Annotated in this window: 17 protein-coding genes; 10 read left to right on the top strand and 7 right to left on the bottom strand. The window is 56.9% G+C overall.

What is annotated here, in order from left to right; genetic code table 11:
* Positions 1 to 240: 240 nt before the first annotated feature.
* Positions 241 to 1,908 carry a bacterio-opsin activator domain-containing protein gene (locus tag MUG96_RS21980; RefSeq protein WP_246989540.1) on the bottom strand — a complete coding sequence of 556 codons (1,668 nt, stop codon included), beginning with the start codon at positions 1,906 to 1,908 and terminating at the stop codon, positions 241 to 243.
* Between the two features lie 308 nt (positions 1,909 to 2,216).
* Between MUG96_RS21980 and MUG96_RS21975 the strand changes: the two genes are divergently transcribed.
* Positions 2,217 to 2,495, top strand: a complete 279-nt coding sequence (locus MUG96_RS21975) for a ribbon-helix-helix domain-containing protein (RefSeq protein WP_246989539.1) — start codon at positions 2,217 to 2,219, stop codon at positions 2,493 to 2,495.
* Positions 2,488 to 2,772 (top strand): type II toxin-antitoxin system RelE family toxin, encoded by a 285-nt coding sequence (locus MUG96_RS21970; protein ID WP_246989538.1) that lies wholly within the window; start codon positions 2,488 to 2,490, stop codon positions 2,770 to 2,772. The genes MUG96_RS21975 and MUG96_RS21970 overlap by 8 nt, the downstream gene beginning before the upstream one ends.
* 268 nt (positions 2,773 to 3,040) lie before the next feature.
* Here MUG96_RS21970 and MUG96_RS21965 read toward each other — a convergent pair whose 3' ends face one another.
* Positions 3,041 to 4,717, bottom strand: coding sequence for a transposase (locus MUG96_RS21965; RefSeq protein ID WP_246989822.1), 1,677 nt, complete (start codon positions 4,715 to 4,717; stop codon positions 3,041 to 3,043).
* Positions 4,718 to 5,052: 335 nt separating this feature from the next.
* Between MUG96_RS21965 and MUG96_RS21960 the strand changes: the two genes are divergently transcribed.
* The 3 genes from MUG96_RS21960 to MUG96_RS21950 all read left to right on the top strand — a co-directional run bounded on the left by MUG96_RS21960 (position 5,053) and on the right by MUG96_RS21950 (position 6,840).
* Complete coding sequence (locus MUG96_RS21960; protein ID WP_246989821.1) at positions 5,053 to 5,415, top strand: HesB/IscA family protein; 363 nt, start codon at positions 5,053 to 5,055, stop codon at positions 5,413 to 5,415.
* A gap of 48 nt (positions 5,416 to 5,463) precedes the next feature.
* On the top strand, positions 5,464 to 5,892 hold the full coding sequence (locus MUG96_RS21955) for a winged helix-turn-helix transcriptional regulator (protein WP_246989820.1): 429 nt from the start codon (positions 5,464 to 5,466) through the stop codon (positions 5,890 to 5,892).
* Between the two features lie 594 nt (positions 5,893 to 6,486).
* Positions 6,487 to 6,840: a 4a-hydroxytetrahydrobiopterin dehydratase gene (locus MUG96_RS21950; RefSeq protein ID WP_246989819.1), complete on the top strand. Its 354-nt coding sequence runs from the start codon at positions 6,487 to 6,489 to the stop codon at positions 6,838 to 6,840.
* 328 nt (positions 6,841 to 7,168) lie between these two features.
* Here the strand turns inward: MUG96_RS21950 and MUG96_RS21945 are convergent, their stop codons facing one another.
* From MUG96_RS21945 to MUG96_RS21930, 4 genes are all read right to left on the bottom strand, one after another.
* On the bottom strand, positions 7,169 to 7,558 hold the full coding sequence (locus MUG96_RS21945; RefSeq protein WP_246989818.1) for a DUF2237 family protein: 390 nt from the start codon (positions 7,556 to 7,558) through the stop codon (positions 7,169 to 7,171).
* Between the two features lie 157 nt (positions 7,559 to 7,715).
* The gene (locus tag MUG96_RS21940) at positions 7,716 to 8,099 is read right to left on the bottom strand and encodes a truncated hemoglobin (RefSeq protein ID WP_246989817.1); all 384 of its coding nucleotides are present in this window, start codon (positions 8,097 to 8,099) and stop codon (positions 7,716 to 7,718) included.
* 228 nt (positions 8,100 to 8,327) lie between these two features.
* Positions 8,328 to 8,477 (bottom strand): DUF8106 domain-containing protein, encoded by a 150-nt coding sequence (locus MUG96_RS24505; RefSeq protein WP_505465478.1) that lies wholly within the window; start codon positions 8,475 to 8,477, stop codon positions 8,328 to 8,330.
* Positions 8,474 to 9,466: a transcription initiation factor IIB gene (locus MUG96_RS21930; RefSeq protein WP_246989815.1), complete on the bottom strand. Its 993-nt coding sequence runs from the start codon at positions 9,464 to 9,466 to the stop codon at positions 8,474 to 8,476. The genes MUG96_RS24505 and MUG96_RS21930 overlap by 4 nt, the downstream gene beginning before the upstream one ends.
* A 329-nt stretch (positions 9,467 to 9,795) precedes the next feature.
* Between MUG96_RS21930 and sufB the strand changes: the two genes are divergently transcribed.
* From sufB to MUG96_RS24455, 4 genes are all read left to right on the top strand, one after another.
* Complete coding sequence (sufB, locus tag MUG96_RS21925; protein WP_246989814.1) at positions 9,796 to 11,226, top strand: Fe-S cluster assembly protein SufB; 1,431 nt, start codon at positions 9,796 to 9,798, stop codon at positions 11,224 to 11,226.
* Between the two features lie 46 nt (positions 11,227 to 11,272).
* Positions 11,273 to 11,611: a 4Fe-4S dicluster domain-containing protein gene (locus MUG96_RS21920; protein ID WP_015410544.1), complete on the top strand. Its 339-nt coding sequence runs from the start codon at positions 11,273 to 11,275 to the stop codon at positions 11,609 to 11,611.
* A gap of 507 nt (positions 11,612 to 12,118) precedes the next feature.
* A complete protein-coding gene (locus tag MUG96_RS21915) occupies positions 12,119 to 12,982 on the top strand; it encodes a 2-oxoacid:ferredoxin oxidoreductase subunit beta (RefSeq protein ID WP_246989812.1) in 864 nt (287 codons plus the stop codon).
* A 172-nt stretch (positions 12,983 to 13,154) separates the two neighbouring features.
* Positions 13,155 to 13,304 carry a DUF7563 family protein gene (locus MUG96_RS24455; protein WP_443984579.1) on the top strand — a complete coding sequence of 50 codons (150 nt, stop codon included), beginning with the start codon at positions 13,155 to 13,157 and terminating at the stop codon, positions 13,302 to 13,304.
* Between the two features lie 108 nt (positions 13,305 to 13,412).
* Here the strand turns inward: MUG96_RS24455 and MUG96_RS21910 are convergent, their stop codons facing one another.
* The gene (locus MUG96_RS21910) at positions 13,413 to 13,733 is read right to left on the bottom strand and encodes a DUF5783 family protein (RefSeq protein WP_246989810.1); all 321 of its coding nucleotides are present in this window, start codon (positions 13,731 to 13,733) and stop codon (positions 13,413 to 13,415) included.
* A gap of 174 nt (positions 13,734 to 13,907) precedes the next feature.
* On the opposite strand from MUG96_RS21910, the gene MUG96_RS21905 reads away from it, so the two are divergent.
* Positions 13,908 to 14,273: a NifU family protein gene (locus MUG96_RS21905; protein ID WP_246989808.1), complete on the top strand. Its 366-nt coding sequence runs from the start codon at positions 13,908 to 13,910 to the stop codon at positions 14,271 to 14,273.
* Positions 14,274 to 14,412 lie beyond the last annotated feature (139 nt).

Raw genomic sequence — 14,412 nt, 5'->3', positions numbered from 1 at the left:
CTGCGGTTGCGGAACCAACGATTCGATGTTTGTGCCTGTCACCGCTGTCCGTCGTCTGTCGATGCTGGCCGCCGGTAGAGTAGACCGCGCTCGTGCCCAGCGACCGACTCTCACAGAGACACGTTAGCAAATACACGTTGCTGTCCGCTACGCATCATGTCGGTGTAAAGATGGCTTGCAAATATACGCAACAGTGACAACGAAACAACCAGTATGTGCGGACAGCCACGCGCCGTCGGCTCAGTCGAGTCGCCCGTCGTGAGAGAAGACATCCTCGAAGACGGCCCGTTCGGCGTTGCGCAGGTGATGGAGGAACGTCGAGGCCGAGGAGCCGAGCGTCGCGGCCACGTCCTCGGCGCTGGCCTCCTGTGGCCGCTCGAAAAAGCCCGCCAGCGAGGCCGCCCGGAGGGCGTCTTCCTGTTTTATCGTCAGCCCGCTGAACGCGCTCGGGTGGTCGTCGTCGACGGTCCGCTCGGTGCAGGCGTGCATGGTCGCCTCCGGCCAGTGGTCCTGCACGGCGTCGACGATTGCACCGAGGTCGGTCCGGCGTGGGAACTCGACGATTAGTTCCAGGCGACCGTCACGGGCGGTAATCGAGCGCAGGACCTCGCCGTGTCCACCGACGAGTTCCCTGATCGACCCGGCGTCGGTGCGAATCGACACGACCGTCCTCGTCTCCGACTCCGTGACGACGGTCGCCGTCCGGACCGACGGGAGCCCTGTTGCAGTCGCCCGGAGTGTTTCGGCGTCCACGTCCGCTGTTTTGAGCAGGAACGTGACACCGTCACTGCCCTGCAGTTCCTCGACGACAACTTCCGGGCTGTCGTCCTCGGCGTCAATCTCGTCGCCGTTATTCTCGCCGGCGGAGTCGCCGTCGGTGTCGTCGTATTCCTGGGCAGCCAGCGCTCTCGATAGGGCCGTCAGGACGTGCTCACCCGAGTATCGAAGCGTGAGTTCGGTCACGGTTTCGCTGGCAAGTGCTTCCTGTTGGCGATGGATCCGCTGTTTGAACGCGAGCGCTGCTGCCACCTCGTCGACCAGCTGTCCTGCCACGGGGCTGCCAGCGTCCGTCCGGACCACAGTGAGCGCGCCATAGGACAGCCCCTCGTGATCCAGCGGCACCGACCGGACCGAGGTCAGCCCACACTGCTCCAGTTGGGCGCCAATCTCTGGCTCCTCGTCGGCGTCCATCGTGACCGTCACGGGGTCGTCAGTGGTGAGTGTCCGTCGTGTCGCCGCGTCGATGCTGCCGTCCTCGTCCGGTCGCCGGAAACCCCAGTCCGATCCGTGATCGGCGATCACCACCGGATGCGGATCGTCTCCCTGTGTCCCCTGCTTCCGGACGACCCAGGCCGCCTCGTAGCCGTAGTCGTCGACGAGCAAGCGACAGACACTCGCGGCGATTTCGGTGTCGGTCGAGGTCTGCAGGAGGAGCTGGCGGATGGCTTCTTTCCCGTCCCGTTCGGACTGGACCTGTTCGCGGGTCTGCTGGAGGGCACGCTCGCGCTGTTTCCGCTCGGAGATATCCCGGGAATTGATGACGTAATTCCCGTCAGGCGTCGGATCCGAGGAGCCGACGGATTCGATCCACCTGTAGGAGCCGTCTGCCATCAGGTGGCGGTATTCGACCGTCTCGACGTGTTGGCCGTCCTCGGAGACGATTGCAGCGAATGCTTCGACGACGCGGTCCCGGTCCTCGGGGTGGAAGTACTCGGCGACCTGCTCGCCCACCAGTTCCTCTTGATCGTACCCGTAGAGGCGCTCGATGGACGGACTCTCGTACAGCACCACACCCGACGGGTCAAGCAACGTCAGCAGATCAGTCGAGTGCAATGGCAGCCGGTCGAGTGATGAGACATCCTCCAGTTCGGGAGTTGTCTGTGAGCTCGACCCCTCGTCGCTATCCATAGGCTCTCGTGTGTTCGATTCCCGATGAGTCCTTCGGTCACGTCACTGGAAGACACACGACTCTGTGATTCTGGAACCACTGGGAAACAGCAGTCTCAACTACTGCGCAAATATCCAGACCTTAGAGAACAACAGCATATGATACAATGTCGAGACTGCTTGCTCGTGCTCCAGTCCCTGACACACCACTGCTTCCGCTGAAAAACCAGTAGATAGCGGCCGGCTTTTCACTCGAAACCTGGTGTGTGAAACCTCGGATCTGAAGATCAAGCGTAATGGTTATTGCTACACAGATTCAACACGAAGACATGGCAGAAGCCGAATCCCCTGAGAAAACGACGGTCAATATCCGGATGACAGAGACGTTCCTCGCCGATGTCGACGGCACCTGGCAGGAGGAAGGATACAACAGTCGGAGCGAGTTCATCCGTGATGTGCTCAGAGATGCAATCAAGCATCCCGATTTCAACCGGGCAGATCTGAAGGCAATGCTCGCAAGTGAAGTCGACATTCAGGAAGGGAGAACACAGACGAGCGACGAAGTGAAGGCAGATCACGGGCTGGCCGGGAACAGCGACGATGAGTGAGGCGTGGGACTGGGAACTCACCGACACCGCAAACCGGCAGTTCGACGGCCTTGACGAGTACGCGCAAGAGCGAATTAGCTCGAAACTGGACGAGATCGTCACCGACCAGTGGCGCGATCCGACGGACTACCTGAAACCGCTTGAGGGCGCGCCCCATCAGAAACTTCGAATCGGTCCATTTCGTCTCGGCTGTCGTGCTGATCGTGGTGAGAAGGTTCTCTACGTACTCACAATCAAGAAGCGGGGTGGCGACGCCTATCGAGGAGACGACGACTAACAACTCGAATAGATTTCGGCTGCTTGATCTCTGATCCATATGCATTGAGAACGCTAGTCTCAACTACCAAGAGCAGTTGGAAGTTGAGACTACACCGAATTTAGCGAGGCTGTGATGCGTGAATTTGGCCTATTCAGTCAAGGCAAATCACCTCATATCACTCCCTAAGCGGTCATTCCTGTCATACTTTCAATTGTATGGACGAATTTTCGTGACTTCCAACAGTGTAGCCACTCAGACGGCGCGCTAACCTAGACAGAGTGTCTCTCTACCCAATTCCAGTCTCCTTCTTCAGCAGCGTCAGCGTATTGTCGGCTGTTACGATCGGCGAGTGCTCGTACTCACCAGTCAACTCAACCTGCACGAGCAGATCGACGGCTCGCCAGATCGAGTACAGGAGACACGCGAATGCGAAATAAAAGAACCGTAGCCCGAAATCCTTCGACGTTGTCGCAGCCATGAACCGTTTGATCGATTTGTAGCCGCTCTCGATCTCCCAGCGATAGCCGTACTCTGTGAGGTGCCCGCTCCCGCAATTCGACATGAACACCGAATACTGCCGGTGATCGTCGTGCTCGGAGTCCTCTTTCCGGCGGTAGATCAGCGTCGTCTCGTGCCATTCGTTCTTGCCGAGGTGGAGTTTCCGGTCGGTCTCGTAGCGGTCTTGATCACGTCGAAGCAATCGCTTGGCCTGGGCTTTCTCGCTAGTCTGCATCCGCTTCGGCACGACGTAGGAGAGCCCACGTCGGCTGAGCATCTCCAAGACGTGCTGACTGTCGAACTCCCGATCCATCAGCACGTTATCAACGTGTAACATCTCTTCAGCAGAATCCAAGAGGTCCTTGACAATTTCCAAGCGGGACTCACCCTTCTGAACTGGCCGCGCATCAAGGACGATCGGAACGGCGTTGCCGACTAATTGGACTGTCGCCCATTGGTAGGCGTACTCGTCAGTTTTCTCCTTCGTGCCGATGATTTCGTCTTCGTGGCCCGTTCTATCACCAGTGAAGGGGTCTGCTTCGGTGATATCGATGGCGATGATTCCGGCTCGGAAGAACTCCTCTGTCTCCTCGACTTCGCTCAGGAGTGTGTTGACGGCCTGTCGGTACATCTCGCGGATCTCCGCGATGGAGAGGTCACGAATGTGGTCGCGGTGGGCATGTCCGAGTGGTGTCCGCTCACGAGTCGACTCGTAGGTGAAACTACGAGCGCCCTCGTTGGCTGCGAGACTCTCACGAAGTCCGAGATACGTCTGTAAACCCCAGTAAGCGTTCTCGTGTATCTCACAGCCGTCCCCACGTTCCAGCGAAAACGCCGGGAACACGATGCGGCTGACGTGGTCGGTGATCTTCTCTGCCTGCCCTAACGTAGTTTGATCATCCGGGTCTGACTCACCAGACTCGTCCCCGTGGTATCGGAGCTTTCGTGCCGGCTCACGCGGAACCGCGACACCTGCATTCTGGGCTTTGATGAGGATCGTTCGAGCCGCCGTCTCGACAGTCTCCCTGAGGTCAGCGGTGAACCGCTCGTGCCAACTTCGCCACAGTGTCGATTGGTCCGGGATCGTCTCGAAACCCAGTTGCTCGCAGAGTTCAGGGCGGTCCCCGAGGTAGTCGACGAGTGCGGTTTCGTGCTCCCACCCGTGGCATTCTTGCAGGACGAACACCCGGAAGAGAGTGTCCATCTGGTAGCGTGTCGGCCCCGCATATCGGTCGTGGGCGCTGAACCGGAAGTAGGCTAGCGGGAAAACACAGACGAACTCCTCGATGGAGTCGTGGCTCTCGTGATCGAACCACGTCTCCGAGACTGTCCGGATATCTGATTCCAGTCCGGCAAGCGATGTGCGACCGTACAGCGGTGTCGAATCATACGCCGGCCACTCACCGTATTGTCGCTGGGCGATACGTCGAAAGACAGTTCGGCGAGACACACGAGTCGAACCCACTACGAGATACTGAGCAATACGCGCTCAAGAACTCGTTTACATTAACAAGAGATTCTGAAGACGACTATTACAAGGCATCCTCTGTGTCTGCGTTCGTCCCCCGATTCGATGTGCCGGGTATCACGTTGAAATAGGGTGGCTTGTCGCCTCACGGCCCATGATCCGGTCAACTCGGTCCAACGATCGGTTTCTATGATGTCCGGCTCTGGCAGTCTTCAGCGGAATCTACCGCTCTGAGCCCACGCGTATAGCTGTCTCTCGACAATTTCGAGCCTTAACTCTACGTCACAGTTTTGAGCGTCATGGTTAACACCCTGGCCCAATCAACTCAACGTATGAGTACGACGGCCCAGGAGAGTGAACAACCTGAAATCGAAGTTTCAGAAGCTGCCTCGAATAAGGCTCTCGCTCTCTTAGAGGAAGAAAGCTTGGACACTGACACGGCAGGACTTCGGCTGTTCGTCCGGCAAGGAGGATGCGCGGGTTTATCATATGGTATGCGGTTCGATACGAGTCCTGACGAAGATGATATCGTCTACGAGCACCACGGCCTGCGAGTGTTCGTTGATCCCGCGAGTATCCAATATATTGCGGGGAGTGTTGTTGAGTATGAGACGGGTCTCCAAGGCGCAGGCTTTGATGTTGAAAATCCCAACATCGTTTCGGAGTGTGGCTGTGGCGAATCTTTCCGCACCTGAACACGACTGCCAGCACGATGATCTCCGCTTCATATAAAATCAGATACAATGGACGCTGAGGAACTCGAGCATCGTCTGCTCTCCATTCTCAAAGAGGATCCGAAAGCTTCTCTCGGAGAGATCGCCGACCAGGCTGGCGTCGCGCGACCTACCGCTCGAAAATATATCCAGAAACTCGAGGAGGAAGGCGCTATCGTCGGGTACACTGTCGAGATCGACCCAAAGAAAGTCAACCACCAGAGCATTGCGATGGTGGGAATTGACGTCGAGAGCGACCAGTACGTTGAGGCGACGAGTAAACTCAGGAATCTCGACTCGCTGACTGCGTTATATACCGCGACCGGGGACCACATGTTGATGGCCGAACTCGAGGCGACAGGAAGTACCGAGCTGAATGAAATCGTTAGCGATCAGATCCTCTCCATTCAGGGCGTGACCACGGCTTGCCCGGCTGTTCTTCAAGAACGGCTCAAATAAGACGGTTCAACGTGGATAGTGGGAATACGGCGAAGGTGGCCGTACCGAGATCTACCCCCACGACAGCGGTACCGCACAGATCCGAGTTCACCATCTGCCCGATGGTACGCCCGTGTACCGGGTGACGTTCCAATTTGAAGGCGTGATGGCACCACCGATGTCACGGCCCACGACTCGGAACGTGTCGACTCGGAGGAGGAGGTTGCAGACGCAATACGGGAGTTCGTCCGGTTTTCGAGGAGGAAGTCGATTAGCGCTACTCTATCATCGGTTGTCGGCTAGTGCTTTCACACCCGCCCACATTCCGAACGTTCGGACTCGGGGAACAGAGCTCCTGACTTCGATCGCTCGTTGACTGTGCCCCATCAATCTAAAACATCGGGATCAACCCCGGATTTGACGAACGCTCTTCTCGAGCACATTGTTGATTCAGAAAGTGGCTTCGACAGCGTGTTCGAGTGCTTCTCGTCCGGACTCCGGTAGAGTTCTCGGCAGGGTTGGAATGCTCTGAGATATCTGGTGAGATCGCTCTTCTGTAGCGTAGCGGGACCGGAGAACGAACACACAAGTATCGGGCCCGTCGAACGTATGGGCATGGCATCATCACTTGCCGACGAAGCATGTGAGGCCTGTACATCAGAGGACGAACCGCTCACAGAGGCAGAGTACGCCGAGTACCTAACTGAAATCGACGATGATGTCTGGGAAGTCGTTAATGACCATCATCTTGAGGCGGAGTATCCGTTCGAAGATTTCCGCGATGCACTCGAGTTCACGTACGAGATCGGGGAACTTGCTGAACAAGAGTGGCATCACCCAGATATCTCGCTTCAATGGGGCGAGGTGGGAGTCGAAATGTGGACGCACAAAATCGACGGACTGCACAAAACCGACTTCGTAATGGCGGCGCGGATGGATCGGATTCACGAAGAATACGCCCCAGAGTAGCCTGCGCCAATTACAAATACTCACTACTCAGCTGCTGAGTACTCACTAGACAGGGTGTCGTAGAACGGGCATCACACCAGTTAGGAGGAACACCGAAGCGGGAGCAATCGAAGTTATCGTGTACGCTTTTGCGTAGAGGATTGTTGGTGGAGAGCCTTCGGGCGATTTCGCTGTCGTTGTGTCTCACTGGTGGACGGGACCGAACAGGGGTGTCACCGTTTCTACCGAAGGTTCGATTGACCCAGACCGAGACGAGAGTTCGCTACCAACAATCTCCGCCACAAGAGCGTATCGTGTATAACCGCGCGATATCACGCCCGTCGGCTGCTCACGCGTCGTAGGCGTGGCTTTCGAGCGTCTCCAGATCCACGGAATCCAGCACTGCCTCGTTGGTCGCTTCGAGAACAACGGGTGGGACGGTCGTCTCCGGGAGGCGTTCGGCTCGCGTGGCTTCAAGCGCCTCGATCCACCGTCCGAGACAGAGACACCAGCGATTGCCAGGGGAAAGCCCGGGAAACTCTAACTCCGGACGCGGCGTCACAAGGTCGTTGCCCTGCGCTTTGCTGAACGACAGGAATTCGTCGGTCATGACCGCACAGAGCTCGTGTCTGCCTCGATCGTTGGGATGAGTTCCACAGCAGCCATCGCGGCCGAAGCCAGTCCTCGGATCAGTACTACAGGTGGCAAGTTCCTCGCCAAGGACATTTCGTTCGGGCATACCGATAGAGCGTGATCCATCATCAAAAGCCTCCCCGTCTGTGGTTGTTTCTATGACACCCCTGGTGTGTCATAGAAAGATTCGCACGCACTTCCCGTCCAAGTCTTGGTAAGACTCGCATGCAAGATGTGAGGCGGGCTTGTTGCAGTTTCTGGGTTCACTCTTCCTCGGTGTCATCGGGTCTTGCTAATAGATCCTCCTCGTATGCGGCGATTGCCTGAACGACGGCGTCTGCATCCTCTTCAGGCACGTCGAACGCGTCTAAACTATCGTGCAGTAACTCAACGGCTCGCTGGATGTGATCGGGGGTGAACGGAATGTGGAGATGTGCCTCACGGACTGGTTCAGCGTCATATGTTTCCGGGCCACCAGCTGCTTCGCACAAAAAATCCGTCTGCGTTCGTCGGAGTTTCTCCATATCCGCTCGCTCGAAAAACGGACCCAACTCGGCGTCCGCAAGAAGTCGATCATAAAAGTCGTCAACGACCGTCCGAATCCCTTCCTTCTTTCCAAGCCGGTCGTACAGGGTCTCGTCAGTCATTGCGCGAACATCCGATTGAAAGCGAAAATATCTTGCGTATCAGAGTGTATTTGGTCTTAGATATAACGAACTAGGTCATATTCGTCAAACTATCTCTCCTCTCATCCGAACTGCTGAATAGATGCTTTATCTCTTGCAACGCTCCCTATACCTATATTTATTCCAACATTTATCACTTCGAGTTCCACCGCAGTAGATTGGTTGTGAATGTTTCTATGACGCGCTGACCTAGCTAAGAGCAAATAGTCGAAATCCACAGTCTGGGCATTCGAGCCGGTACTGGCCACCATCAGAAGGAACGTTCCAATCGCCTTCAATGGGGCTTTCGTGCCCACATGACGAACAGAAGAGGACTGCTTTCCGCTTAGATCTATTCACCCACTTGACACCTCGTCTGCCGCTTCGAGAATTTCCGTGTACCGGTTCCGAATCGTGACCTTGCTCACGTTAGCGATTTCGGCCAGATCGTCCTGGATGACGTCTTGATTTGTGAGTTTGGCAGCTGCATATAGCGCTGATGCTGCAATCCCGACTGGGTTTCGCCCACTGTGAACACCCGCTTCGACCGCGGCTTGAGTCAGTTCCCGACTTCGACGTTCCGTTTCATCGGGACACTCCAGCTGGGAAGCGAACCGGGCAATGTATGCTTCAGGATCCGTCGGGGCCATTTCGAGCTCCAATTCATCTGCCAGATAGCGATAGGTGCGCTCGATCTCGATTTTATCGACACGACTCACGGCAGCAACTTCATCGAGTGTCCGGGGCGCATTCTCCAGACGTGACCCGGCGTAGAGGGCTGCTGTTGCCATTCCCTCGATCGACCGGCCCCGGAGCATGTCCTTTTCCAGTGCCTGCCGATACAACACACTCGTCGTTTCCCTGATCGGATCGGGACATCCAAGCGCGGAGGCCATCCGGTTGATCTCCCCCAGCGCCTGCTTTAGATTCCGTTCCCGATTGTTTTTCGTCCGAAACCGCTCGTCCCATTTCCGAAGACGTCGCATTTTCTTTCGCTGACGAGACGAGAGCGACCGTCCATACGCGTCTTCGTCTCGCCAGTCGATAACCGTCGACAGGCCACGATCGTGTAATTGCTGGGTTTGGGGGGCTCCGACCCGCGACTTGTCATTCTTTTCGCGCGAATCGAACGCACGCCATTCAGGTCCGCGGTCAATCTGATCTGATTCGAGTACGCGACCACAGTCTTGACAGTGGGTTTCGGCTTGTGCCTCGTCGTGGACGATGCGTCCACTGCACTCCGGACACGTTTTGGCCGACAGGTCATTCTGCTCTTCTTCGGCCGTCTCACCGTGTTCCTCGGGAGAGCCTTCTTCGCGAACCCTTGGCGTAGTAAATGACTCAGTCACGTTCAGCTCCCCCCGATAACAGAGCGGGAGCGTCGCTGCCGGCGGGACAAGCGGATATCCCAAACCCGGCAACTCCTGAAAGTAGCAGACGAACTGGGTATACCGGCTCTGAGCAGAGGTCGGCTATCAGACTGCTTCCTGGACTGACGAGCAGTGGATAATGATACCATATACCGCTTTTGAGCCTGTGCGATAGTAAGTTTTTATATCGCAAAAATCAATTACCAATTTGAATACTCAGAATAGGAGATTAAGAGATCATTCATACAGATAGCAATCAAAGATAGTCATGAATCAAACTTATGGGGACAGAGTCTCAACGTGAGTTCATGAGTTCAGAACAAGACCATCTTCAGGACACCGATACCGAAGCTCGCTTCGAGTTCAAGAAGGAGGAGAAGTCGGCCTTCGAGGCTGAGAAAGGGCTCACCGAGGAGACCATCCGCCTGATCTCGGAAGACAAAGACGAGCCCGAGTGGATGCTCCAGCGCCGGCTGCGAGCGCTGAAGCAGTTCCAGGAGATGCCGATGCCCACCGACTGGCCCGGTCAGCCTGACCTCTCGGAAGTCGACATCGACGAAATCGTCCCCTACATTCGCCCGGACATCGAGACCCGCGGCGGTGCCGAGAACTGGGAAGACCTTCCCGAGGAGATTCAGGACACCTTCGACAAACTGGGCATTCCCGAGGCGGAGAAGAACGCCCTCTCGGGCGTCGGCGCCCAGTACGAGTCCGAGATCGTCTACCAGAACATGCAAGAGCGCTGGGAGGACAAGGGCGTCATCTTCTGTGACATGGACAAGGCCGTCCAGGAGCATGAAGACATCGTCAAGGAGTACTTCATGACCAAGGCCGTGCCACCGAGCGACAACAAGTTCGCGGCGCTACACGGCGCGATCTGGTCGGGCGGCTCGTTCGTATACGTGCCCGAGGACACGAACGTCGACATGCCCGTGCAGGCGTACTTCCGGATGAACTCGGAGGGGATGGGCCAGTTCGAACACACCCTCATCGTCGCCGAGGAGAACTCCGAAGTTCACTACATCGAGGGCTGTTCGGCCCCGAAGTACTCGGCGTTCAATCTGCACAGCGGTGGCGTCGAGGTGTTCGTCAAGGAGAACGCCCACGTCCAGTACTCGACGGTCCAGAACTGGTCGAAGAACACCTACAACCTCAACACCAAACGCGCCATCGCCGAAAAGGACGCCACGATGGAGTGGGTGTCGGGGTCGATGGGCTCGAAAGCCACGATGTTGTACCCGTCGACCATCCTCAAGGGCCCCGGCGCGACGGACAACCACATCACCATCGCCATGGCTGGCGAAGGCCAGAACATCGACACCGGCGCGAAGGTGTACCACAACGCGCCTGACACGAAGTCGACTATCGAGTCCAAGTCCATCTCGAAAGACGGCGGCCGCACGAACTACCGCGGGCTCGTCCACATCGCCGACGGCGCCGAGAACTCCTCGACCAGCGTGGAGTGCGACGCGCTGATGTTCGACAACGAGTCGACCAGCGACACGATGCCGTACATGGAGATTCAGGAGAGCAAGGTCGACGTCGCCCACGAGGCGACGGTCGGGAAGATCGGCGATGAGGACGTCTTCTACCTCGAATCACGTGGGCTGGACGACGACGACGCCAAGCAGATGATCGTCGCTGGCTTCATCGAGCCGCTCACGGAGGAACTGCCCATCGAGTACGCGGTCGAAATGAACCGGCTCATCGAACTCGAGATGGAGGGATCGCTCGGGTAGTGACCAGGTCGGCTGAACGCTACACAACGTACGAGAGGATATCTCAATGGCTATCGATCCGAGTTTCGAGAACACCTACGAGGAAGTTGACCGCCACGAGGACCACCGGGTATGGACGACAGATGGCGAGGAACCAACGGAGGACAAACAGGGCATCCACGGAACCCATGTCGCAGTGGATTTCGACATCTGTATTGCGGACGGGGCCTGTCTGGAGGACTGCCCCGTCGACGTATTCGAGTGGACCGATACCCCTGGCCATCCCGAGTCCGAAATCAAGGCCGATCCCACCTACGAGGACCAGTGCATCGACTGTATGCTCTGTGTCGATGTCTGCCCTGTCGACGCCATCGACGTTGACCCGGGGCGAGCGGGGAGGCTCTGAACTCGGGGTGGATGAGCGCTGACGATGATTCTGACATTACAGTGTTACCGGTGCGGGGCCGACTACGAGTACGTTGGCACCTCGCCTCATCCAGGCCAGTGCCAGGCGTGTGGCTCGCCGTGTGTTCCCCCTGCAGGGAGTCTCAGCGTCCTCAACAGCGCTCACTGGGAGAGCGCAAACGGCCTCTCGAAAGTCTGGGTGTATGCGCTTGACGAACGAGATCGCCCGTTCGAGTTCGAGGTCGCCGCACAGGGCAACCGTGGAAAGTTAGTGGCACTGAGAGTCGACGGTATACCAGTTGCTCCACAAGTAGACGAGACACTCGAAACGCTTCCCCCGGCAGTAGAAACCGAACTCGCTGACGCAGGAATTGAACGAGTAGATCCCAATACCCCCAAACAATCGAAGTGATGACAAGCAATCACTTGAGCGACTGGTGACCGGGAATGAGAAACAATACGCCGGCGAATCCGGCTGTCAAGATTGGGAGACAGAGAGGATAACAACATGAGCTCAGACGTCAGATTCACCGACTTCAAATCCGACAAGCAGCCAACCTGGTGTCCCGGTTGCGGTGATTTCGGGACGATGAACGGGATGATGAAAGCGCTCGCGAACACGGGCAATGACCCGGACAACACGTTCGTCGTCGCCGGTATCGGGTGCTCGGGGAAGATCGGCACCTACATGCACAGCTACGCGCTCCACGGTGTCCACGGCCGCGCGCTCCCCGTCGGTATCGGCACGAAGTTGGCCAACCCGAACTTGGAGGTCATGGTCGCCGGTGGTGACGGTGACGGGTACTCCATCGGTGCGGGCCACTTCATCCACGCCGTCCGCCGCAACGTCGATATGAGCTACGTCGTCATGGACAACCGAATCTACGGGCTGACGAAGGGCCAAGCCTCGCCGACGTCGCGTGAGGACTTCGAGACGTCGACGACGCCCGATGGGCCGAAACAGCCGCCGGTCAACCCACTCGCGCTTGCGCTGGCTGCCGGCGGGACGTTCATTGCCCAGTCGTTCTCGTCGGACGCACAGCGCCACACCGAGATCGTGCAGCAGGCGGTCGAACACGACGGCTTTGGCTTCGTCAACGTCTACTCACCGTGTGTGACGTTCAACGACGTGGACACCTACGACTACTTCAGAGACTCCATCGTCGACCTACAAGAAAGCGACCACGACCCCACCGACTACGACGATGCCAAAGATGCCATCCTCGACGCCGACAAGGAGTACCAAGGCATCATTTACCGAGACGAGAACTCCACCCCCTGGGAACAGCGCGAAGGACTCACCGAGAACATGGCCGACATCCCCGACGGCGCCCCGGACGACGCGATGGACCTTGTCCGGGAGTTCTACTGAGCGATGACAGATACTGACATGTCGGTTCACCGTTCACCCGCTGTCCCAACTGGTGTCGTGTCGAACTATCGTGGGTGCGCGGACGCTCTGATCAACATTGCGCCTATTCTGAATCGCGTAGACGACGACACTCCCCGATCCAGGATTGGATGTCTTTCATATCGATAACACCATGCCAGAATGCAGCACCTGCGGAGAGCACGTTTCGGATCGGTTTATACGAGTGTTTGGCGATGAGACAGGCGTAGTGTACGCGTGTCCTGCTTGTTCAGCGAATGCTGGCATCGGAGAAGCGACACGCGAGCGGAGCGATCAGGTCTAATTCAATTCAGTAGCTCAGGGGGCGAGAGCGCAACGATATCACTACCGCTGTATTCGTGGCGACTATTTTTTGATCCCCCCCTCCAGATCAAGGGATCCTGCCCCGCGCTTACTCTTCAAATCCGAAGATCTGGCGCAATTCATCTTCGATCCGATCGACGAATTCAGTGAGAAGGGCATCAAAGGTCTCCTCGTCGCCGGGCAAGGTCTGTTTCCGCTCTTCAATATCGTCAGGTAAGGTGATACGGAATTGTCCATCGCCCTCGTAGACCGGTTCACTCTCGTTGAGCACCTGTCGGTCGATGGCGCGAAGAACCTCTGAGTCGGCCTGTCCGTGGAGTTGCTGGTACGCATTCGAGTATGCCGTCTCCAGTTCTTCGAAGTAATGGACGTATTTGTCTTCGAATTTCTCCGGGTCGAATTCGGTCATCACTGGATCGACGGTCGGAAGAATAAAAGATTCAGTGCCCGGACCTGGCAGTGACTACACCCCTGGCCACTCGGGAGTTGGGGCACTAATTATACCGCTGATGATATCACTTTAGAACATCTCAAAAAATCATGTTGATTCAGAGTTATACGGCCAGAGTCGAAACAGCGGGGTATGAGTTCCGAAGCGAAAAGTGAGGATGACCTGCGCGAGGAAATCGGTACCTTCCTACAGAAGAACTTTCCACAGATCGAAATGCACGGCGGGTCGGCAGCGATCCAGAACCTTGACCGGGAAAGCGGCGAGGTGTCCATCCAACTCGGGGGTGCGTGCAGCGGGTGCGGTATCTCTCCGATGACGATTCAGGCCATCAAGAAACGGATGGTGAACGAGATTGCCGAAATAGAGACCGTTCACGCTAATACCGGCGGTGGTGGCGGGAGTGGCCACGGCGGCAAGAGCCCGTCATTCCCTGGAGAAACAACCGACAGCGGAGAAAGCGGCGGAGAGGACGATGGACCCCCGACCGCACCCTTCTAGAGGTTCTTTTTTAGCATATCAACACCCGTCTCCAAGAAATAATCGGTGATTGAAGCCCCAGCCTATTTCAAGAGCGATCACTTCAGAAGATTCAGCGAGTGACAAGAATAAGTTGCTTCCAGTAGATTCGGAACCGTAT

The organism is Halorientalis marina, from assembly GCF_023028345.1.
Lineage (GTDB): Archaea > Halobacteriota > Halobacteria > Halobacteriales > Haloarculaceae > Halorientalis > Halorientalis marina.
This window is presented reverse-complemented; position numbering and strand designations above follow the sequence as displayed.